The organism is Methanoculleus frigidifontis (assembly GCF_030464345.1).
In the GTDB taxonomy this organism is placed as follows: domain Archaea; phylum Halobacteriota; class Methanomicrobia; order Methanomicrobiales; family Methanoculleaceae; genus Methanoculleus_A; species Methanoculleus_A frigidifontis.
Genome location: NZ_VCYH01000002.1, coordinates 197056 through 218812 on the forward strand (window position 1 = coordinate 197056; position 21757 = coordinate 218812).

Annotated in this window: 22 protein-coding genes and 1 pseudogene; 15 read left to right on the forward strand and 8 right to left on the reverse strand. The window is 57.0% G+C overall.

Translation table 11 applies throughout. The features are described 5' to 3' along the window. From FGU65_RS03915 to FGU65_RS03930, 5 genes are all read left to right on the forward strand, one after another. Nucleotides 1-567 (forward strand): hypothetical protein, encoded by a 567-nt coding sequence (locus tag FGU65_RS03915; protein WP_301663106.1) that lies wholly within the window; start codon nucleotides 1-3, stop codon nucleotides 565-567. Nucleotides 568-570: 3 nt separating this feature from the next. Beyond that, complete coding sequence (locus FGU65_RS15870; protein ID WP_367652352.1) at nucleotides 571-939, forward strand: HEPN domain-containing protein; 369 nt, start codon at nucleotides 571-573, stop codon at nucleotides 937-939. A gap of 461 nt (nucleotides 940-1400) precedes the next feature. After that, nucleotides 1401-1928, forward strand: coding sequence for an ATP-binding protein (locus tag FGU65_RS03920; protein WP_301663107.1), 528 nt, complete (start codon nucleotides 1401-1403; stop codon nucleotides 1926-1928). Further along, nucleotides 1921-2346 carry a hypothetical protein gene (locus FGU65_RS03925; RefSeq protein WP_301663108.1) on the forward strand — a complete coding sequence of 142 codons (426 nt, stop codon included), beginning with the start codon at nucleotides 1921-1923 and terminating at the stop codon, nucleotides 2344-2346. Before FGU65_RS03920 ends, FGU65_RS03925 begins: the two co-directional genes overlap by 8 nt. Nucleotides 2347-2450: 104 nt before the next feature. Then, on the forward strand, nucleotides 2451-3659 hold the full coding sequence (locus tag FGU65_RS03930) for a type II toxin-antitoxin system antitoxin SocA domain-containing protein (RefSeq protein WP_301663109.1): 1209 nt from the start codon (nucleotides 2451-2453) through the stop codon (nucleotides 3657-3659). 610 nt (nucleotides 3660-4269) lie between these two features. Here the strand turns inward: FGU65_RS03930 and FGU65_RS03935 are convergent. Beyond that, complete coding sequence (locus tag FGU65_RS03935; RefSeq protein WP_301663110.1) at nucleotides 4270-4542, reverse strand: hypothetical protein; 273 nt, start codon at nucleotides 4540-4542, stop codon at nucleotides 4270-4272. A gap of 239 nt (nucleotides 4543-4781) precedes the next feature. Here FGU65_RS03935 and FGU65_RS03940 point away from each other — a divergent pair, with 239 nt between their 5' ends. Both FGU65_RS03940 and FGU65_RS03945 read left to right on the forward strand, forming a co-directional pair. After that, nucleotides 4782-7892: an Eco57I restriction-modification methylase domain-containing protein gene (locus FGU65_RS03940; RefSeq protein ID WP_301663111.1), complete on the forward strand. Its 3111-nt coding sequence runs from the start codon at nucleotides 4782-4784 to the stop codon at nucleotides 7890-7892. After that, on the forward strand, nucleotides 7885-11820 hold the full coding sequence (locus FGU65_RS03945) for an SIR2 family NAD-dependent protein deacylase (RefSeq protein ID WP_301663112.1): 3936 nt from the start codon (nucleotides 7885-7887) through the stop codon (nucleotides 11818-11820). Before FGU65_RS03940 ends, FGU65_RS03945 begins: the two co-directional genes overlap by 8 nt. On the opposite strand, the gene FGU65_RS15995 is transcribed toward FGU65_RS03945, so the two are convergent. Then, nucleotides 11715-11945, reverse strand: coding sequence for a type II toxin-antitoxin system HicA family toxin (locus FGU65_RS15995; RefSeq protein WP_437344432.1), 231 nt, complete (start codon nucleotides 11943-11945; stop codon nucleotides 11715-11717). The two genes, FGU65_RS03945 and FGU65_RS15995, sit on opposite strands and share 106 nt — an antisense overlap. 21 nt (nucleotides 11946-11966) lie before the next feature. Beyond that, nucleotides 11967-12179 (reverse strand): type II toxin-antitoxin system HicB family antitoxin, encoded by a 213-nt coding sequence (locus FGU65_RS03950; protein ID WP_301663113.1) that lies wholly within the window; start codon nucleotides 12177-12179, stop codon nucleotides 11967-11969. A gap of 549 nt (nucleotides 12180-12728) precedes the next feature. Between FGU65_RS03950 and FGU65_RS03955 the strand changes: the two genes are divergently transcribed. Continuing rightward, nucleotides 12729-13313, forward strand: coding sequence for a nucleotidyltransferase domain-containing protein (locus FGU65_RS03955; RefSeq protein WP_301663114.1), 585 nt, complete (start codon nucleotides 12729-12731; stop codon nucleotides 13311-13313). After that, nucleotides 13310-13804 carry a hypothetical protein gene (locus FGU65_RS03960; protein ID WP_301663115.1) on the forward strand — a complete coding sequence of 165 codons (495 nt, stop codon included), beginning with the start codon at nucleotides 13310-13312 and terminating at the stop codon, nucleotides 13802-13804. The genes FGU65_RS03955 and FGU65_RS03960 overlap by 4 nt, the downstream gene beginning before the upstream one ends. Here FGU65_RS03960 and FGU65_RS03965 read toward each other — a convergent pair. The 5 genes and pseudogenes from FGU65_RS03965 to FGU65_RS03985 form a co-directional block, all read right to left on the reverse strand. Then, complete coding sequence (locus tag FGU65_RS03965) at nucleotides 13766-14020, reverse strand: hypothetical protein (RefSeq protein ID WP_301663116.1); 255 nt, start codon at nucleotides 14018-14020, stop codon at nucleotides 13766-13768. The genes FGU65_RS03960 and FGU65_RS03965 overlap by 39 nt on opposite strands. A gap of 526 nt (nucleotides 14021-14546) precedes the next feature. Next, nucleotides 14547-15851, reverse strand: a complete 1305-nt coding sequence (locus tag FGU65_RS03970) for a DUF8451 domain-containing protein (protein WP_301663117.1) — start codon at nucleotides 15849-15851, stop codon at nucleotides 14547-14549. 17 nt (nucleotides 15852-15868) lie between these two features. Further along, nucleotides 15869-16216, reverse strand: a pseudogene (locus tag FGU65_RS03975) (ATP-binding protein); the annotation flags it as partial. A gap of 117 nt (nucleotides 16217-16333) precedes the next feature. After that, complete coding sequence (locus FGU65_RS03980; RefSeq protein WP_301663118.1) at nucleotides 16334-17461, reverse strand: ORC1-type DNA replication protein; 1128 nt, start codon at nucleotides 17459-17461, stop codon at nucleotides 16334-16336. Between the two features lie 225 nt (nucleotides 17462-17686). After that, nucleotides 17687-18058: an ArsR/SmtB family transcription factor gene (locus FGU65_RS03985; RefSeq protein ID WP_301663119.1), complete on the reverse strand. Its 372-nt coding sequence runs from the start codon at nucleotides 18056-18058 to the stop codon at nucleotides 17687-17689. Between the two features lie 109 nt (nucleotides 18059-18167). Here FGU65_RS03985 and FGU65_RS03990 point away from each other — a divergent pair, with 109 nt between their 5' ends. The 6 genes from FGU65_RS03990 to FGU65_RS04015 all read left to right on the forward strand — a co-directional run bounded on the left by FGU65_RS03990 (nucleotide 18168) and on the right by FGU65_RS04015 (nucleotide 21754). Then, nucleotides 18168-18947: a pyrroline-5-carboxylate reductase family protein gene (locus FGU65_RS03990; protein WP_301663120.1), complete on the forward strand. Its 780-nt coding sequence runs from the start codon at nucleotides 18168-18170 to the stop codon at nucleotides 18945-18947. A gap of 110 nt (nucleotides 18948-19057) precedes the next feature. Then, nucleotides 19058-19195: a hypothetical protein gene (locus tag FGU65_RS03995; RefSeq protein WP_301663121.1), complete on the forward strand. Its 138-nt coding sequence runs from the start codon at nucleotides 19058-19060 to the stop codon at nucleotides 19193-19195. Nucleotides 19196-19208: 13 nt separating this feature from the next. Further along, entirely contained in the window at nucleotides 19209-19526 is a 318-nt protein-coding gene (locus FGU65_RS04000; protein ID WP_301663122.1) for a ferredoxin-thioredoxin reductase catalytic domain-containing protein, read from the forward strand. A 3-nt stretch (nucleotides 19527-19529) separates the two neighbouring features. Beyond that, complete coding sequence (locus tag FGU65_RS04005; RefSeq protein WP_301663123.1) at nucleotides 19530-19727, forward strand: hypothetical protein; 198 nt, start codon at nucleotides 19530-19532, stop codon at nucleotides 19725-19727. 9 nt (nucleotides 19728-19736) lie between these two features. Next, nucleotides 19737-20618, forward strand: coding sequence for a permease (locus FGU65_RS04010; RefSeq protein WP_301663124.1), 882 nt, complete (start codon nucleotides 19737-19739; stop codon nucleotides 20616-20618). A 56-nt stretch (nucleotides 20619-20674) separates the two neighbouring features. Beyond that, nucleotides 20675-21754 (forward strand): permease, encoded by a 1080-nt coding sequence (locus FGU65_RS04015; protein ID WP_301663125.1) that lies wholly within the window; start codon nucleotides 20675-20677, stop codon nucleotides 21752-21754. Nucleotides 21755-21757 lie beyond the last annotated feature (3 nt).

Genomic DNA, 21757 nt, shown 5'->3' on the forward strand with positions numbered 1-21757 from the left:
ATGGAAACAGGATGGTTCATCGATCCATATCGTGCACGCCAGAGAGTCTGGATTACTGCAGGCGAACTTGACAGAATCGAGACAGAGTATCCCTGGAAGGTACGGCTGCAGCAGCTACTTGAAAAATATCTGGGCTATACCTGTGTGAAATTCTGCGAGATGTTTGGAGAGAACATTGACCTTACTGACTACTCGGGTGAAAGCACCTATCTCTCCACCGATATTGAGCAATCTCTCCTACACCTCCATGAGTACCTCGGGTTCGAGTTTCCCAACCCAGGAAGTGTTGTCAACTACCTCCGTCAGAATCCGGGCATTTATGATGCCGTGCTCTATGCATGCATGCTAGCAGAAGAGGCGTTCGGTCAAAGAGCTCAGATCACCCTTGATGTGTATAGCGATCCCGAGATAGAGGACGAATACCTGACTATCTATATCCGCCAGCATACGTACGATACCGACATTATGGAACAGATCGACGTGATCTGTGGCGAGTATGAAGCAGCCCTTGGTGATCAACCGGGCTGGATCGTCGTTACTACAGACTTTAGACCTCCAACGGAGTAGTTCATGCAGTTTCAATGGTCTCACTTCATCGACGTCGCAATATTCCTTTTTAGTAACGCAGACGATACGACTATACCCAGGGAAGCTGCTTATAGGAGCGCGATCAGCCGAGCATATTATGCGGCGTTCTGTCACGCAAAGTGGCATGCAAAAGATAATTTCTTGTTTGAACCTGCCGACAATGAAGAGGACCATCGCGATCTCCGAGACCATCTAAAAGACCATGGGAAGAAGGATATCGCACGATATCTCACTCAGCTTCGACAATGGCGGAACGAAAGCGACTATGATGACCCGGCATATAATGCGACCTCACAGAAGGTCCAGTCGGCCATCAGTCTTGCCGAGAAGGTAGTAAGTACTCTCAAGTGATTACGGCGTTCCACTCTCGGGCGAAAGGGAATCTAAGGGATTACTTCCTGTGACGTGAAGAAATACGCATCCCGAAGGAGATAGGCCAGTAATCCAACTTAATTTATCTCTGCACGATTTTATAGGGAGCAACCCCATTTGCAACTGTGATGCAACCATGGCCCCAGCCTCTTCCCGGCGTGCTCGACTACCGCGAGTTCGAGCGGGTGAAATGTTCGGAGCTCCGGGGATCTGTTCGAAGCAAAGCTCCGAACATTTGATCGCAAGCTCCGAACATTTGGATACATTACGCGAAATTGCAAGGCCGGTTAGATCTGTGCGGAAAGCGCCGAAGAAGGTAGTAGAGGAAACGATTCTCTGCCTCTGCGAGGAGAGATTCCTAACTCTCGATGACTTAGCCGAACTGCTAAACCGGAGCAAAGATTCGCTCCGGAACCACTATATCAACCCCATGCTGGAGGATGGCAGGATCGAGGCGAGGTACAAGAATGTTCCCACTCATCCCCTTCAGGGGTACCGGACGGCGGCCGGTGCAAAGATCGGGAAGTAGTGATTACCTGCCAGAGAGGAAGGCAGTTACCAATGTTTCGGCGACGCTCTCGGGCAACCCGCTCCTCGCCGAGCCGATGTACCTGACCGGCTACATCGAGCGGATGGGCACGGGAACGCGGGACATGATCCGCCGCTGCACGGAGGCTGAGCTGCCGGAGCCGGAGTTTGGCGTCAGCGACGGGTTCCAGACGATCGTCCGCCGGGTCCAGGGTGGGGAAGAACCTTCGGGAAAAACTTCGGGAAAAACTTCGGGGTTAATCCTGGAGATGATCCGACGACAGCCAGAGATCACGATACCGGAGATGGCCGAAGCACTGGGCAAGAGCACCAGGGCCATAGAGTTGCAACTGGCAAAACTCAAAAAATCCGGAAAGGTGCAACGCATCGGCCCGGCAAAGGGTGGCCGCTGGGAGATTACCGAAGGCGGAGATGAGTAGCGTCGAAGAGGGCGAGATCTTCACGCAGGTGTCGGTCGTCACCTCCTTCCGGGCGATGCGTGAAGGCAGGCTGAAAGAGGCGATGAAAGAGCACCCTCACGATATCACCGCGGCTCGTGGTGGTCTGGTCGGTAAGGAGCTTCTGATGCGTGAAGGATTGGGCAGGAGCACGTTCTCCTACCGTCCCGGCCACCACCCGATGGGAGGTGAAATGTTCGGAGCTCCTGGGATCTGTTCGAAGTCGAGCTCCGAACATCTGCCGGGGAGCTCCGAACATTTGGATACGCTGCACGAGATTGCAAGGCCGGTCGGATCTGTGCGGAAAGCGTCGAGGAAGGCGGCCTACCACTCACGCAAGAAGCGGGCGAACGTCAGCGAGGGGCGGTATGCCCGGCTGGTGCGGGAGGGGCGGCGGTGATGCGCCCGTGCTTTGAGAAAGGGTTATCGTTTGGCACCGGTAATACGCACACATACAGACTTGTTTTCCCGGGAGAGCGGAAGCTGCAGGGTCGAGGTGAGGGTATGCGCAAGCAGACGTTGATCAATGCGTTGCTGTATGCAGTGGAGCGTGACAACCGCATCGGTCGGACGAAACTCCTGAAGTTCATCTTCCTTGTAGATCTCATCTACTACAACCAGAGAGGGACAACGCTCTGCGGGACGACCTATATCCGCATGCCCCAGGGGCCGGCCGAGGCTGCAGCATTTCAACTGACGTCGGTGTCGAGCGCCTACTTCGACGTGATGACACCGACGAAAAGGGCGCACCCGGGAAGACGGACAGCAGGCAGCCGTTCCCGAGGCAAGGCCTCCGAATCCTACGGATATCACCCCAGGATGCAGGCGGATCTGTCGCTCTTTACGCCCTACGAACGGCTGCTTCTCTCGACCGTGCTCCAGTGGGTAAGGGCCCGAAGAGCCGACCGTATCAGCGACATCACCCACCAGTTCCGTCTCTGGAAGGAGTTCTCCGATGGCGAGGAGATCCCGCTTGAGCACTTCCGGTTACGTTCTGACGAAATCGCGTACCTGGAGCGGAGCGGTCTGCATGCCGATGGGTTCGAGCGCACGTTCTGCACGAGCATCCTCCCCCTCTCCACGAAGGTTGCCGGTGCGGTTCATGCCCTGGACACGGAGCGGATTGCCACGGGATATATCCTGGACGATACCGAGGCGAGCCGCTCCGTGTACAGCCCGGTCTGCACGTTCTGCATCCATCTCACCTCGGGACCGGATCGGACGTGCGAGGCTTTCCCGGGAGGAATCCCCGAAGAGATCTGGGAAGGCCGCAACACGGTGCGCTCCCCCCTGAACGCGGAGTGGATTGCCGCCGTCGAGGAGGTTTTAGACGGCCTCATTGCGGCGTATCCGCTTCCCGCTCTTGAGGTCTTCTACGACGCATACCTGGCGTGGGACGACGCATACCGCCTCGCCCTCCGCCGCAACCCTTCGCGCGCCCCTACGCTCGCGACCGAAGGCTGCAATGCCCTCTGCTTCGTCTCGCACGTCGTCGCGACGGGCATGATCCCGATTGTGTATACAGAGGAGCAATTGCAGGAGTTCTGCGACACGATGGAGCAGCGCTTCAATGTCGAGCGGGAGAACCTCGGCCGCGATCATCAGCCCTCTCTCCCGCCGGACTCCGACGGCGACGTATCGGCTCTCGTCGATATGGCAATGCGTATCTCCCGCGATCTCGCGTGCGGCGCGTCTCCGGCAGGGAAGAGGTAGGCTGCCCTATCTCCTCGCCAGTGACGTCCTCATCGGGTACTATTTCCACGTCGCCGATACCTGGGGAGTCGAGGCTGCGGATGTCTTCGACGACCCGGAGCCGAACCATTCCAGCAGAGGAGTCTGTGCCGAGTGTTTCGGCGACGGGACGGGAGGGCGGTGCAACACCATCCGGCAGAATCTCGTCTGCGCATTCCGGCGGGCGGTCGCGCACCTGAGACCGGCCAGGTCGGCGGGGACCCTCCTCACCGAGGCCGAGAGCCGCGAGTGGCGGATCGTCCCACCTCTCCGGACGGTTGCCGAACGCTGCCGCGAATGCCCGGAAGCGGCTCTGGAGAAGCTCGCGGCGGCGGCGCTGTGTCCTCGCGGACCGGGAGGTGCTGGCGCTCTACACCGGAGACTACCGCCATATCGTCGTCAACCGCGATCTCATCCTCTCCACGACGTCAGGTACCTGGGCGAGCGGACGGGCAGCCGCTCGCCGGTCTGATAGGGCTTGGAAACATTGGTGGCGCCCTCCTTCGACGAAGAGCAAATGCCAACCCTTTTGCCGGGCTGTTTTCCCCATCTGCCTGACAGATCCGCCCCCCAGTCGCACCATACTGAACTGTCAGGGGAAGATCAGGCTGATTCTCCCCTCCGCGGTCTCAATGTAGGCGGGGAGCGGATGTTCGTAGGTGGAGTCCTCAAACTGTATCTGCGTGACGACCTCGACGGGGATCTCCACGCGGTATCGCTGACCGTCCTTGAAGATCCGGACGGTGATATCTCCCGGGGTGCCGATGACGAGCATGTGATCCCTCTCGATGGCAGCCGGATACGTTTTCTCCTCAAGGTCAAACCCAGCTTCGACCAGATCTTCCTCATAGATCTCGAATATCATACATCTCTCCTCCCGATCGATATCTCTGCACGGTCATGGTAATTTTGTTTGCGTATTTTACCGTAATACACGATGTGTGATTCCTGCATGAGAGACGACAACTCATTAAAGATACCAAACGCCAGTGATCCGGCCCGACCGACCGCCGGCGAATCGCAGAATCCGTATCCCACCTCTCCAACCTCCGGGAATAAATGCTAACCTTTTTGCCGGGCTGTTTTCCATATTCACGTGATACCATGCCTGCCCCGCCCGAGATCGTCGATCTGGTCAAGCGGTTTGACCAGTACTCTGCAAAGTATACGTCTCCCTCCTACAACGAGTTCCAGGTCAGAAAAGAGTTCATCGATCCTTTCTTCGAGGCGCTTGGCTGGGACGTGAACAACCGCTCGGGGCTTGACGAGCGCTACAAGGACGTGATCCACGAGGATACGGTCAGGGTGGAGAAGTCCACCAAAGCGCCGGACTACTCGTTCCGGATCGGCGGGGTGCGGAAGTTCTTCGTCGAGGCGAAGAAGCCCGCCGTGAACCTCAAGGAAAACCCGGAGCCGGCCTACCAGGTACGCCGGTATGCCTGGAGCGCGAAGCTGCCGGTCAGCCTGCTCACGGACTTCGAGGAGTTCATCATCTACGACTGCACGGCGAAACCGTCTCCGAAGGATAAGGCGTCGGCGAAACGGATCGGCTACTACCGATATACCGACTATATTGAGAAGTGGGACGAGATTGCGGCGATCTTCTCGAAGCAGGGCATCCTGACCGGCGGGTACGACGAGTACGTCGATAACCTGAAGCAGAAGAAGGGCGGGAAGGGCACCGCCGGTATCGACGACGCGTTCCTCGCCGAGATCGAGGGGTGGCGCGACCTCCTTGCGAAGAACATCGCGCTCCGGAACAAGGATCTCTCGGTCAGGGAGCTGAACGCGGCGGTGCAGAAGACGATCGACCGGATCGTGTTTCTCCGGATCTGCGAGGACCGCGGGATCGAGGAGTACGAGCAGCTGAAGACGATCGCCGCCGGGAAGGATATCTACGAGCGGTTGCGGTCGCTCTTCCGCTACGCGGACGACAGGTACAACTCCGGGCTGTTCCACTTCTCGACGGAGCCGGGGCGGGAGGACCCGGACACCCTGACGCTCTCGCTCTCCATCGACGATAAGGTGCTCAAGCAGATCATCAGCCACCTCTACTACCCGGACTCGCCCTACGAGTTCTCGGTCTTCCCGGCGGATATCCTCGGCCAGGTCTACGAGCAGTTCCTGGGAAAGGTCATCCGCCTGACGGCCGGGCACCAGGCGAAGGTCGAGGAGAAGCCGGAGGTGAAGAAGGCGGGCGGGGTCTTCTATACGCCGACCTACATCGTGGAGTATATCGTGCAGCAGACCGTCGGGAGCCTCCTCTTCGGGAAGGACCCGAAGGCGGCGGCGGAGATCCACGTCCTCGACCCGGCCTGCGGTTCGGGTTCGTTCCTGCTCGGCGCCTACCAGTACCTCCTGGACTGGCACCTCCAGTGGTATATGGATCACCTCGTCCCGCTGCTCGCTGCCGGGAAGAAGACGACCGACCCGGCGGTGCTGGCGCTGCTGCCGGCAAAGCCTGCGCCGGCGAAGAAGGGCCGGGGCAGGAAGACGCGGGGCGACGAGTACTTCCTCCCGGTCTACCAGGTGACCGATACCGACTGGCGGCTGACGACAGAGGAGAAGAAGCGGATTCTCTTGAACAACATCTACGGCGTGGACATCGACCCGCAGGCGGTGGAGGTGACGAAGCTCTCGCTGCTCCTGAAGGTGCTCGAGGGCGAGAAGTCCGAGCGGATCGGCAAGCAGCTGACGATCACGCAGGAGCGGGTGCTCCCATCCCTCCACGAGAATATCAAGTGCGGGAACTCGCTGATCGGCCCGGATATCTACAATGACGTGCAGCTGACGCTCGACGACGAGGAGACGATCTTCCGGATCAACGCCTTCGACTGGGACCGGGCGTTCCCGGCCATTCTGCAGGCGGGCGGGTTCGACGCGGTGATCGGGAATCCGCCGTATGTCCGTCAGGAGATCCTCGGGCGGGAGTTCAAGGAGTATGCGAAGCAGCACTACGCGGTCTACCACGGCGTCGCCGACCTCTACACCTACTTCATCGAGAAGGGCGTCTCGCTCCTCCGCCCGGGCGGGCAGTTCGCCTACATCGTGGCGAACAAGTGGATGCGGGCGAATTACGGGAAGCCCCTGCGACAGTGGCTGAAAGAGAAGCGGATCGAGGAGATCGTGGACTTCGGGGATCTGCCGGTTTTTGAGGGGACGACGGCATATACGTGTATTGTGCGGGTGTCAACTGGGGAGCCGGATGGTGTGTTCAAGGTGACAAATGTCGATTCGCTCGATTTCGGTGATCTCGCCACCTATGTGAACGAAACTTGTTTTCCGTTGAGTCTAAGTTCGTTGGACGATACAGGATGGTCGCTAATCGATGAGCAGTCTCGAGAGTTACTCAAAAAACTTCAAGCGGTTGGCGTTTCCCTTGCAGACTACATCCACGGGAAGATATACTGGGGAGTGAAAACCGGCCTCAACAAAGCATTTGTCATTGATGAAAGCACGAAACAACGCCTGATAACTGAAGATCCAAAGAGTGCTCCATTCATCAAGCCATATCTCGCTGGGAAAGAGATTAAGCGATACAGCCCGCTCAAAAATTCACTGTTTCTGATTCTATTCGAAAAAGGCTGGACGGATCTCAATTCACAGGGGCATCGAAACAAATGGCTCTGGTTGAAAGAGAATGTGCCCGCGATTGCCAACCACCTGGAACCTCATGCAAAGGAGGCAGAGAAGCGCTATGATAAAGGCGATTACTGGTGGGAGCTCCGCGCTTGTGAATACTATGGCGTATTCGAAGAACCGAAGATACTCTATCCTGAAATATGCCAGAGACCGGAATTTACAATAGATGCCGAAGGGCTCTATCCAAACAACAAGTGTTTTGCTATTCCAAGCGACGACAAGTACCTGTTGGGCATACTGAACAGCAAGTTAACCGCATTCCTTTTCGAAACATTGCTCCCTAAACTACGGGGAGGGTTCTTCATGCCCGCAGCAGTCGTCGTCCAGACCTTTCCCATCCGCACCATAGACCCCGCAAGCCCCGCCGACGTCGCCCGCCACGACCGCATGGTCGCTCTCGTTGAGCAGATGCTCGACCTGAACAAACGCCTGCAGGCGGCGAAGGCTCCGCACGAGCGGGAGGTGCTCGCCGGGATGATCGATGCGACCGACCGGCAGATCGACCGGCTGGTGTATGAGATCTACGGGCTGACGGAGGATGAGGTGGCAATTGTGGAGGGAGTACATGAATAGTAAACTCCCTCTAGACGATCAAATCCACATCGAACAGATTCGAAAATACCTTTGGAGCGGAAGAGAATACGGCAAAGCCGCAGTAATGGTTGGTAGCGGATTCAGCCGGAATGCCGAAAGATTCTCTCAAAACACCCGCTTATTCCCCCTTTGGAATGATCTTGGAGTGTTGTTCTATGATGCGCTCAACCCGAAATGGGGTGAGCATGCGTCGGAAAGAGCCTACTCAACTTCTGGAGCGAACGCCGTAAAGTACGCGTCCGAATATGAGGCCAAATTTGGGAGATTGGCTTTAAACAACCTTCTACTCGAAAATATACCCGATAATGAGTACTTCCCTGGAAATCTGCATGAGCTCCTGCTCTCGTTACCGTGGTCAGATGTCTTCACCACAAATTATGACACTTTGCTAGAGAGAACGCTTCCAAGAATATTCGATAAAAAATACGATATCATACAGAATATCAACCAAATCCCTACTAAGATTAAACCAAGGGTAATCAAGTTACATGGGAGTTTTCCCTCAAATTTTCCATTTATTATAACTCAAAAAGACTATGAGGATTACCCTACAGATTTTGCTCCGTTCACGAATCTGGTTCAACAATCAGTAATGGAAAACATCTTCTGCCTTATTGGTTTTTCAGGAGATGACCCGAACTTCACACGATGGGTCGAATGGGTTAGAAAGTATCTCGGAAAATATGCTCCTCCTATCTATCTGTGTGGGGTTTTGGACGCTGACCAAGCTGAGAGAGATAGATGTGAGGCAAACGGCGTCAAGATGATCGATCTAGCGCCGCTATTCCCTCGTACAGAGTGGCCTGATACAGATGAAAGGCACCGATGTGCCCTGGAATGGTTTTTGTGGACCTTAAAACTTGGAGAACCTCAAAACAAGTTGAGATGGCCAAAACCTGCAAGGATTCCGCAGCCCAATCTCAGCAGTTGTTTCATTCCCCAAATTCCACCAGGCACCCCCCCATTGCCAGATTTAGGGTCACAGGGTCCCAAAGATAATAATATTTCACCAGAGGAACTCCTCGAATTATCTAAAAAGTGGCGCGAGCAGAGACTTCACTATCCAGGTTGGGTCGTCACCCCCGGCGAAAACCGTGCGGTGATTTGGAATTATACTCATTACTGGATTAACCCTGTTGCAAACTCAGTTAGAGCTCTTCATTTCCCTGATAACCTTTACTTACTCTTTGAGCTGATCTGGAGGCTTGAGAAGTCTCTTGTCCCGCTATTTAGTAATGTTGCTGATGTCTTGAGGGAACTATTGGTCTCAATAAATCCCTACCCTCAGATCATTCATCTGGACAGCGCGGAATACAGGCCAGACGATGAAAATGCAAGAGATTTCAATTGGAAACAAATCGGCGAAAGCTGGGTTTACCTCGCTTTTGCTATGGCGAGGCAAACGCGGGAGTTCTTCGACGAGAGCGAGCATCGCCAGTGGATGGACAGACTGGAAAAAGTAGGTGATTTGAAGAAGGAGTGGAAAATCAGATATTGCTACGAGGACTCACTGTATAATCTTTTCAAATTCGATCACGATCAGGTCTTCAAGATACTCGAGACATGGCCGGAAGATTACGATATACCTCATTTCGCAGTTAAACGTGCTGCAATTCTCGCAGAGTTGGGTGAACTAACCGAAGCCGAGCGAACATTACGTGCCACACTGACACGGATCCGATCCCACCTTCAGTCAAACATTGAGGATTATGCCTTACTCTCACAAGAGGGATGGACAATGAATTTGCTGAGCATGGTTGATTATAGCAATTCGTGGACTTCCGGCGACACCCTTCGTGAAGAGTACCATAATCGGTGGGATCGGTTGGGGCATTATCGTTGCAACCCTCAGCCTGAGATTGAAAGGTTGACAGCGGGCGTCAGTACTCCTCCACAACAATCAACTCCACAAATTGAAAGAAAGAAAGACTTTGATCCTGGTAGAGTGACAAATACGTTGCACTTCGCGTCGGATCAAGATGTCGAAAGGTCTCTTCCCGCCTTTTCCTTCCTGAGAATGTATGAGGAAGCTGGTATGCCGATGAAGTGCGGGTTGATCTCGGTATATTCTGACGAAATTGCCAACGCATCGGATCGTATCGAAGCGCTCGCACCACTTTGGTCCCTTAACACAATAATTCGGTCAAGAAAGACCGACCGGGTGAAGAAGAGATTCAATCGCGCATTTATCGCTGCAATCAGCCAAGAACAGGTAGATACATATCATTCATTGTTACTCGATTCATTCCAAAAGTCAGTACAGTATTTGATTGAAAATCCCTCAATCAATCATAGAAGAACGCCATCTTTTCAATATCAACAGGTGCAAACACTCTCCGAGCTCCTATCCAGGCTTTGCATAAGATTCTCTCCATCAGAACTGTCGCAACTGCTAGATCTCACTATCAGAATGTATAAGAATCCTGTCTTCTACCGAGATCCCTCAGTATATGATGGCATCAAGCAATTATTCCAGAGAATACTTCACTCAATGACGAAAGATCAAACGCTATCGCTACTCCCACGGTTATTATCGCTGCCGGTAGCAAATGAAGATGATTATCACCCTGCAGTCGTAAGTCATTGGGTCGAGCCGTTCCACTACATCAATTTGGGCAAGAGTGCCAGTGTTACCAAAAACTTTGATCAAGGCGTAGTGAAGTCACAGATCGAGCGACTAACACGGATCGTAAGGGTTGGAAATGACGAGGCAAGGTCACGTGCGCTCTTGCGGTTGGTTTCGCTTGTCGACATCGGTGCGCTTGATGAAGTAGAAGAAAGGGAGTTTGCAGATGCTTTGTGGGAAAGAATCGATCCAGAAACAGGCCTTCCAGATCAGACACCGTTTTTGAAATCAGCATTCTTCAGGCTCCCTGAAATTGAGAACGGCGGTTCCAAAGAAAAATTCAGAAAGTACTTATCCTCAATGCCAATCCCAAGGATAGTTGTCCGCAATTTTGCACCGGATGGTAGACAGATTGGTGTAAAGGCTCACTCTGCAGGTGGTGTCTTATCAGACTACTTAGATGAATGGGGGACTGCATCTCCACCGATAACGTGTCCTGACATTTGTGAAGATGACAAGTACATCGATTGGACTCCCGAAGAGTTATCTGCTCTGCTCTTTAAAATCGCAGAGGTATGGGACGATCTAAAAGATCTTCTTGGCGAATCCGGGAAAACTCTCAGGGTCTTTAGCCTTGACTCACTCGATTCGCAGTTTTCCGGGCTCGTCAGGTTAATGAACAATATAATATTGCCGAGAATCCGTCGGCTGCAGAACAAAGAGGCAGAGGAACTCATATTCCGACTGTTGTCCGAGATGGAAAAACTCGGGGTCGATGTCCTTTCAGCCTATCCTTTTGTTCTTCTGATAGACTCCAGTTATTATGAGCAAGTAACTGCGAAGTTGCGAGATGGGATTATTTCACCAAATCCCTCGAAGGTGCGTGATGCACTGATTGGCATTTACCATTGGGTCTGTTGTAGCCGAAATGAAAGCAGTTTGTCACCGCCGGAAGATTTACTGAACGAATTGGTGCATAAGATTTCTACTCGCAGGCAACCCGAACTGGACACGGCACTGAAAATTGCCGCAGCAATAGTGGAGCGCTGCTCGGATGCCCTTTCTCAAGAGCAACTGCAGGAACTCTATATTGGATTAGAGTATCTTAGCGCTGAGACAGACCTTGCGCACGAGGGTGAGAGAGATGTGCATCCAGATCAGCCTGATTTCATTCCGCTTGATGATAAACCCGACATACGGCGGCATTCTGCGGCTTTAGCGCACTACCTCTACAATTATTGTACCGCCCATGGAGAGGGTGTGCCGGACGTGCTCAACAAATGGAAACAGATCTGTGAGACTGATCCATTACCGGAAGTCCGGAAAGCGTGGGAAGAGTAGGGCAGAATCAAAGGGGTAGTCAGGACACCCACCTTCCCGTCGGGCGTCGTCTTTGAAAGGCGCACATGGCTCCCCGATTGCCCGGTCACGACAAACCCGTACCGTTTTGAGAGTATCTTTATCACCGTCTCGCCCGAGACGGGTTTTCAGCCCGCGGCACCCTCGGCCGCCGCAAACGTCGTGATGATCGGCCTCCTCCCGCCGTCCAGCGGGAACTCTTCGAGGTACAGCTCCGTCGCTTCCTTGAGATTGGCCACCGCCTCCTCCACCGTCCGGCCCTGGCTGACGGTGCCGACCTCCGGGCACTCCGCTACGTACATATCCTCTTTCTTGGAGAGCACGGCCGCAAGCGTCCTCATGATCCCACCAAGAGAAGAGCATCTCTCTTCGGGGTGATACTGCTGACCAAAAACATATCCGGGTGAACATCGCGTCACCCTTGCAAAGGTTACAACGCGGGTTCAAACCCGTAAAACCCCCGCGCCGCATCAGGTGACCGCTCCCAACGAGCGTCCTCGTCCATCACGCATGCCTCGCCCTCATCATGGCTATTCTTTTCGGCCGGATCTTCTGCTCGGCCACATGGGGCGAGGCGGTGCGGGAGCGGCCTCGCTCTTCCGGGGGAGATGGAGCCGGGCAGAACGTTTCTCGATCACAAAAGCGCTCGTGCGGAACCAGGAGGAGGAACCAGGAGGAGGAACCCGGGTGCAGGGTGGACGCGGTGACCGAAAAGGCGCTCAAGGAGCGCTGCCGCGTAAGGATCTTGAGCGAGCGGGTGCCCTCATAACCCGCTCCTCACGCTGTCGAACGCTGTGACGGACGCCTGATCGGTACATCCTCTCCTCCATCTCCGACAGACACATTTCCCCCCGAACGTCTATACGGGATGATGACAAAATAATGGACATATGTCTAAAAAAATAGACATGACTGAGAACGACCTCATGGTACTCGCCTTATTCTCCGATGGCTACGATCGCGAATATTACATCAGGGAGATCTGCACCTATCTCCCTCTCAGCCACGGGACTGCGCAGGCGATCCTCGTGCGACTGGAACAGAAACGCGTGCTTGTATCGTCGCAGCGCGGAAGGACCAGGCTTTTCCGGATCAAAACCGGCGAAACCGCCATCCAGTACTTTGCTCTGGCCGAGATCTATAAAAAGATCCGCTTTCTGGAAGAAAACCCGTATGTCTCGGAGATCATGAACAAAGTCGCCTCTCGTGCAGAGGGCACAGTCCTTCTCTTCGGAAGTTATGCCAGAGGCACCGCCGCCGAGGAATCCGATATCGATATCTTCGTTGCAGGAACCATCGATGAACGGGAAGTAGCCAGAATCGAGAAGGTGTACGACGTCGAGGTCAACACGGTGACCTACCCGGCAGATGCATTCGCCCCGCGAGATCGGTCCGACCCGCTTCTTGTCGAAGTGAAGCGCAACCACATCGTCTGGAAGAACGCGGAATCGTTTGTCCGGGAGATGATGGCATGAGAGATCGATTGTCCTGGTGTGCCGGAATAAAAAACGGCATCGTGTTTGTCGAGCCAAGCGACAATCTCGCGGGCGCATACCTGAAAAAAGCTGAAGATGCCATGGACGCCATGCATTCCGTTGCTTCACCCGACTGGAAGATCTCGGCGGGGTACTATTCCCTGTACTTTTCCCTCTACGCCGTACTGATGAAGATCGGGATACGATCCGAAAACCACACCTGCACTATCGAAGTTATGCAGCGACTTCTTGGCGACTATTTCACCTCCGATGAGTGCGAGGTGCTCGAGAAAGCGCGACGGGCACGCGTGGAAACACAGTACTACGTCGCGAGCAGCGTTTCCGAGACCGTTTCCGGCACCCTTTCAAAACGGGTGCCCCGTTTTCTCGTGAAGTGCAGATCGGTTATCGAAGGCCTCGATGAAAAGCAGGTACGGCGGCTGCGGGAGCTGCTACGCGAACGGATCGAGGAGGGTCGACATCACCGATAAAGCAGCCGGGCCTGACCGCCGGAAGGCGATCCTCCACCGGTTTCGGCATTTCTCCGCCCGTGGCCGGAGGATCCGTCGCCGTGCGCGGATTCGGTCAGGACTGTTCCTGCAGGACGAACCGGCCACCGTCAGGCCCCGGCCGGCGGCGGCGACCACCGGGCACTCTGCGGAGTACCTATCCTCTTCCCCGGAGAGCGCGGCCGCAAGCGTCCTCATGATCTCACCAGGAGAAGAGCGGTTCTCCCCTCGTGCCCGGCGTATCCGCAGGATCAGCGCGTCCATCTGAAGAGTACAACGCGGGTTCAAACCCGCAAGGCCCCTCTCACCCACACGCCGCCACCACCAAATCCCTCTCATACCGCAGCGCGATACCCCGCGTCCATCCCCCCTCATTCCGGTGCTGCATATCGATCAGCCGCATCTCGTTGAGCTTCCTGAGCCGGTCGAAGAAGACCGGATACGACAGTTGCAGCCGCTCCTTCGCAGACCGGAGAACCTTGCCATGAAAGAATTAAGTTCCGCCTCAGGATCGAGGGCGGGCGACGCCGGAAAGAAAGAATTGCACCGGCGGCAAACGGGGGTGCAAAGGGATCCCGGGCAAGGTCTCTCGACAATCTCCTACAATCTCCTACAATCTTTTTCCGAGAGTCGTCTCAAAATATTGGCTCTCCTTCGCCGGATTGCATTGTTGAGCGGATTTCACGAAGTTCATTTCTACAATCATCTTCAATCCTTTCGCCGGTCACGCATCGTGCGACCGGTCGGAGGCAAGAACCCACGTAGCGCCCTTCGTTCTCCCGACAGTTCGTATCGTCCCTTCCTTTCGCATCTCCTGAAGCAGATCCCTGATAAAGAGGTACTTCTGTTCGTCGTTCAAGGCGTCCGAGACCTTGTCGAACAACAGGTCTTCAATATCCGACCTCTTCGCCTCGTGATACGTTTTCAGATACGCCGTCACCAGCCCCTTGAAATGCGCTTTATCAAGCGAGTGCTTCCGAATATAATCGGCCCGCGTATCTGTTTCGGCAGCGACACCCGCCGAGACGTGCAGGTTCGGAGACCGGCCCTCGATGAGTCGCTTCTTTCGCAGAGCTCTCTGCTCCTCCAGAGTTATCGGCATCCCCTTCTGCACCTTATCGAGGGCGATCACATCCGTCAGCGTCAGATCCGTACGCTTGACGAGCATCCGGGTATACTTCTCGTCGATCACCCGTCCGGGAACGGTAACCCGCACCATCCCTGCTTCGCTGAAGTCATAGTCGGGCATTGGGAAGTTACGATCCCGCTGTTTTGTAAACATCCGCTTGATCCCGCTGCCGATGGTGTCGATCATATCCAACTCGACCATCGCATTCGCGAGGAACGGGTTTCGATACCAGTCGGAGGGCATATCCCGCTCAATAACACTCTGGACGGTTCCCGGAATAAAATCGCCGCGGTTCGTAAACAGGAGGGAATCCGGCCTTTCGGTCACCGTGATGCGGGCGGATTGGCGGTAGTCCTGGTGGGCGATGCAGTTGTGCAGCGCTTCGCGGATCACCCACTGGTCATACTGTGGGATTTCCGTGGGAAACAGCGTCTCCTCGGAAATATAGCGAATCGTGAGATTTCGGATCTTTTCAAACACTTTATCGACCGCAAGGATCATCGGCTGATCAAAGTGAGCATAATCGACCTCGATCTCTGCGTCGTCCCGCAAAACCCAGGTGATGCGTGCAATCGCAGGTGAGAGGTAGTGTCCCGCTTCGCCCTTTCCAAGGAGAATGATTGCGGTCTTCGTTATTTTTCCGTCTCTGCAGACCTTTGCTTTACTCAGGAAGGTGGCATCGTCCCATTCGTCAACCTCTTCTGCAAGGTTCCTGTGCTTTTTCTTATATTTGGCGCGTGCAAACGCGATCGCTTCCGGATCGAGATCGGCAATTGTTGCGCCGTCGCAGAACTCCGCCGACCAGTCGGGCAGCGGTACCTGAGCACGTATCCGATCAATCTCATGAGGCCCAAAGGTGTAAGCGAGTCGTGAATGCGGCCATATGCAATGCTCCTCCACGTGGTCGGAGCTCCACGGAGAGCAGGCGGTATCTCAAACAGGATCACCCGCTTCCCATCGACGGTGATCTCGTGAACTGCAGAAAACGTCATCTGATGATTTGTCTGCTGCCCGATCTTCTGCTTGAGCCGGTCAAGCCCGGGCGGAGTGGGATAATAGTTTGAGCCGACAACCTCCCGGGGAGGCTTGTCCGTGACGCCGAAGACAAGCCATCCGGCAGGTTGCCCGTTCAGGTTGGCTTCGTTGCTCAACCCAGAGAAGTATCTGCCGAGATCATCGAAATCAAAGTTATTCTTTGCTTCCTTGAACTCGACCCATTCCGTTTCGGCCGGAAGCAACAGGAGTTCCCGTAGCAGGGAATGCATTGTACTAGATATTGCCCTGCCACGTTAGGATAGTTTCGTTGCATGTGATTCCTCTTCTATGGGGTCTTCCCGCGCCTCTGTTGCAACGGCCGTGGGGAGTGAGGAAGCCCGGCCCCCTCACCCACACGCCGCCACCACCAAATCCCTCTCATACCGCAGCGCGATACCCCGCGTCCGTCCCCCCTCGTTCCGGTGCTGCACACCGATCAGCCGCATCTCGTCGAGCTTCCTGAGCCGGTCGAAGAAACTCGAGTACGAGAGCTGCATCCGCTCCTTCGCAGACCGGAAGACCTCGCCGGACGTCAGCCCCGCACTTGCCCGGCTCATCTCCGCGATGTGCCGGAGCAGCCGGCGTTCGGCCGCCGAGAGCGTCCGCACCGTGCAGGCGAGATGCACGTAGCGCGAGTGCTCGTACGCGGCGCAGACGTCCGCGCGGCAGACCTCCTTCCTGCCCGCCGTCTCCGCGAGCAGCACCGACCGCTTGATCAGGTCGAGCCCCACCCGGAGGTCCCAGGGCGCAATCGTCTGCGTCACCACGAAGTCGAGCATCTCCGCTGATAGGACGCCCGGGTAGAGGCCCTGCACCGCCCGATCCTTCAGGATGGCGCACATCTCTCCGGCCGTGTAGGGGTCGAAGGAGATCTCCGCCGGCTGGAAGACCGAGGTCACGCAGGCGTCGAGCTCCGCCTTCAGGTCGCGGTGCACGTCCGAGAGCGTCGCGATCACGCCCATCCGGGTGCCCGGATACTCCTCGTGCGTCCGGATCAGAGTGTAGAGCACGCCGTTTACGGTCTCCGCGTCCTGCAGGTAGTTGATATCGTCCAGGCAGACGATCACAACCTGCTGCTCATCGAGCATGTGGCGGGCGATAGCGGCGAGCACTTTGCGCTGCGGCACGCCGTTCGTCTGCGGAGCGTGCCCGACCAGCTGCTCGTAGACCTTCGCAAACACCTTCGCCCGCGTCCGTTCGACCTGGCAGTTCACGAAGACCGGCATCAGCGTCCGGGTCGCCTCCTCGATATCGGCGAAGAGCTTCTTCACGCACGTCGTCTTCCCGGTGCCCGGCAGCCCCTTGCAGATAGCGTTCAGCGGCCGGCCGCCCCGGAGCGCCGGGCGGATGTGAAAGGCGAGTTCCCGCAGCTGCCGGTCGCGGTGGTGGAGCTGGTCCGGGACAAAATCGATCTCGAAGACGTCCTGGTCGCGAAAGAGCGTCTGATCCCACCCGAGGTAATCTTTCGTCGCCATGATCTGATCGTCGCCCGCCGCGATGATAAGGATGGATGCAATTCACATTCGCCGCGCTTGCAAAGGACTCTTAAAGAGACCTCCCGGAGCCCGGTTTTCCCGGGGAAGTGCGCAGATCGATTACTTTCGCACCGCACGCGGCCGGGTGTTCAATACGCCGGGGAGCGCCGCAACCGGCACAGTTTGGAATAAACCGGGGATGCCAGCGTTCCAAGGCACTGCAGATCACTTTCCGTGCCCGGAAACCCATTCGCTGCCGAGCTCCGTCAGGCTGTAGATGATCCAGTTCCCCTGCTGATCGCCGGCGATCAGCCCGGCCTTCTTCAGGACCGAGAGGTGGTAGGAGAGCTTCGAGTCTGCAATATCGAGCACCGTCTTGATCACACAGACGCAGAGCGGCTGAACCGCGAGCATGGCGAGGATCTTCAGCCGCAGCGGGTCGGCGAGCACACGGTAAAGGCCACAGTCCTGCTCGAATATCGTATCGTCCGGCAGCTGCTCTACCAGCCCCGCAATCCCGCCGCACCGGCAGAGTGACTCCTCGACCCCGGGAGGGAGGGGAAGGGACGCATCCTGATACCGTTCGTCTTTCGTCATCCGAATTTCACACGCCGTGTTTCAAAATAATATGAAATGTAAATGCCTATAACCTTTCGCTGCCACCATACGATACCGGCTACCCGTTCGATAGCAGAGGAGAAAAAACATGGACACACCAAGCGTCGGTTTCATCGGCGGCGGCAGGGTTGCCCGGATCATCCTGTCAGGATGGGAGATAGGCAAAGCGATGCCGGAGCGGGTCATCGTCAGCGATGCCAGCCCTGCGGCGCTCGCCGCGCTCACGGAACAGTTCCCGTCGATCGAGGCCGCCGGCAACGACAACACCTGCCCGGCATCGGCGGATATCGTGGTGCTCGGCCTGCACCCGCCCGCCGTCGGAGCGGTGCTGCAGGCGATCGCCCAGGCCCTGCAGGAGGAGGCGCTTCTCGTCTCGCTCGCACCGAAGTGGAAGATCGCCGGGCTTGCAGAGGGGCTCGGCGGAAGGCCGGCGATCGCCCGGATGAACCCGAACGCACCGGCGGCCGTCGGCGAGGGCTACAACCCGGTCGCGTTCTCCGCAGGGGTGACCGACGAGCAGAAACAGCAGTTTGAACGGGTCTTCGGCGTGCTCGGCAGAATGCCGGAGGTCGCCGAAGAGAAACTCGAGGCCTACGCCATCCTGACTGCCATGGGGCCAACCTACTTCTGGTTCCAGTGGTACGAACTCCTCGACCTCGCCCGGTCGTTCGGTCTTTCCGGCGCCGAGGCGGGGGAAGGGCTCGCTGCCATGGTTGAGGGGGCGCTCCGGACGATGCAGAGCCCGGGTTTGGCGCCCGACATCGTGACGGATCTCGTCCCGGTCAGACCGATCGCAGCCGGAGAAGAAGCTATCCGGGAGATCTACCGAACGAACCTGATCGGGCTCTACCGCAAGCTCACCGAGTGATCGCTACTTCAACTCTTTTTGAAACCAGAACATTTATGTGACACTATAACCCACATGGTTTCAAACGGATTTGAAATTGTCAGAACCTCATCGTGATGGAGTGTACCCCTATGGCAGACGGCACCAGCAAAAACCAAAAAGAGGGCATCGCCGGAAAGATCAAAAAACTCTTCACGCCGGAGAACGACTGCGGCTGCTGCTGCAACGTGAAGATCGTGCCGAAGAAGACGGACGAGAAGAAGGAGTGACCGGAAGCGGACAATGGTAGACAAACCGACGTCCCTGACCGAAGACGAACTGGTCGAAGAGATCCGTGCCTGGGCGGAGCAGTACGCCCGTGAGAACGACCTTATTCTCAACCCGGACGAACGAGTGCGAAACGCCGTCCTCCAGGGGCTCGCCCGGAACCAGATCCGTTACGGGGTGCGCTACTGCCCCTGCCGCATCCGGAAGGGAGTGGCGGAAGAGGACGCACAGATCGCCTGTCCCTGCGCTTACCACCGGGAGGAGATCGAGGCCGAGGGCAGATGCCACTGCAACCTCTTCTTCCGGAAGGATGCAGCCCGGACGGAGGAGTAACGGATGGCCGACCCCGGACTGACGATAGAGATCGGAGCGGATATCCTGTGGGTGCTGCTGGCGGTCGTCATCGTCGCGATCGCCTTCGTCATCGGAATGATCGTCCTGATGCGGAGACGTATGGCGGCCATGATGGAGTACGGCTGCCACTGCATGCCGCCGGCCGAAGCCGAACCGCACGAAGAGAAGCGGGACCGGTGAGTGACTGTCATGGATATCGTCGCAAGTCTTCTCACCGCCGGGCAGTTCTTCGTCGTCATCGCCGGGGAACTGATCCTGCTCTTTGTCGCGATCACCTTTCTCGTCGGGCTCCTCCACGCCTACGTGCCGGAGGAGCGGATCCGGAGCGTGCTTTCAGGAAAACGGCCGGGCGCCGGCAACGTGCTCGGGGCCGGATTCGGCGCTCTCACCCCGTTCTGCTCCTGCTCGACCATCCCGATCCTCCTCGGCCTCTTAGACGCCGGAGTCCCGTTCGGGGTCTGCATGTCGTTCCTGCTCGCATCCCCGCTCTTAAACCCGGTGATCCTCTCGCTCCTCGTGGCACTGGTCGGCATCGTCCCGACCGCTGTTTATGCGGGGATCACCTTTGTAGCGGCGGTAGTGGTCGGGGCGCTCCTCGGCAGGATGGGATATGGGCGGTACGTCAAGGACGTCACGGTCGCCGGACGGCCGGAACCGTGCGACTGCACCGCCGGCCACGGGACGCGGATCCGCGGCGCGTTCTCCTTCGCCGTCTCCCTGTTCCGGCAGGTGCTCCCCTACCTGCTGCTCGGCGCCGGGATCGGGGCGTTCATCTACGGGTTCGTCCCCGAAGGCCTGATCGTCGCGGTCGCGGGGCCTGGTAATCCCTTCGCCATCCCGGTCGCGGCGGTCATCGGCGTGCCGATGTACATCCGGGCCGAGACGATCATCCCGATCAGCGCCGTCCTCCTCGAGAAGGGGATGGGAATCGGCGGTGCGGGCGCGAGCATCCCGGAAGTGACGCTGCTTGCCGCTATCTTCGAGCGGCGCCTGGTCGCCGCCTTCGTGGCGGTCATCCTCGGAGTCGCCGTCCTCGCCGGGGTGGCTTTCCAGGCGCTCGCCGTCATCTGAACTGCAGATTGAACAGACGTTGAGAGAACACCATACAGTAACAAAAGGAACAGACCATGATTGACCTACTCACCGGCGCTCTTGCGTCCGGGCTCGCGGCAGTGCTCGACTACCTCTCGGCACACGTCCTCACCTGCCTGGTGCCGGCGTTCTTCATCGCCGGCGCCATTGCCGCTTTCGTCAAGAAAGATGCAATCCTGAAGTACTTCAGCCCGGACACGCCGAAACACATCTCCTACGGGATCGCCTCGGTCTCCGGGACGATCCTCGCGGTCTGCAGCTGCACCATCCTCCCGATCTACGCGGGCATCCTCAAGAAGGGGAGCGGCATCGGCCCGGCGACGACCTTCCTCTTCGCGGGCCCGGCGATCAACGTCCTCGCGATCATCTACACCGCACGGGTGCTCGGCTTCGACCTCGGCGCCGCCCGGGCGGTCTCTGCGGTCCTGCTCGCGATCGTCATCGGGCTTGGGATGGCGCTGATCTTCCGGTCGACGGACGTCGAGACGCTCAAGAAGAGGGAGATGGCGCCGAGCGTCGCCGGGGCCTGCGAGGAGGAGAAACCGCGCTGGGTCACGCCCGCGTTCTTCGCCCTCCTCGTCGGGGTGCTGGTCTTCGGGGCGTCGCAGCTCGACTGGGCAATCCGGATCGGCATCGTCTACGTTCTGACGCTGGCGATCGCCGTCCTCCTCATCTACTACTTCGATAGGGACGAGGTGACCGACTGGGGGCTCGAGACCTGGGATCTCACGAAGAAGATCTTCCCGATCCTGATCGGAGGGACGTTCATCGTCGGGATCATCGCCTTCTTCCTCCCACCCGAGACCTTCCAGCCGTTCTTCGGGAACAACTCCGTTGTCGCCTGTGCTCTGGCCTCGATCGTCGGTATGATCCTTTACATGCCGACGCTCCTCGAGGTCCCGATCATCGGAACGACCTTCGGCTACTCGGCGGGGCTCATGGCCCCGGGCCCGGCGCTCGCCCTCCTGCTGGCAGGCCCGACGGTCAGCCTCCCCTCCGTCCTCGTCATCTACCGGATCGTCGGGGCGGCGAAGACCGCAGCCTACGTGGCGCTGGTGGTCGTCTTCGCGACCTTCGCCGGGTTCGTGTACGGGAACGGTATGCTGCTGATCTAGGAG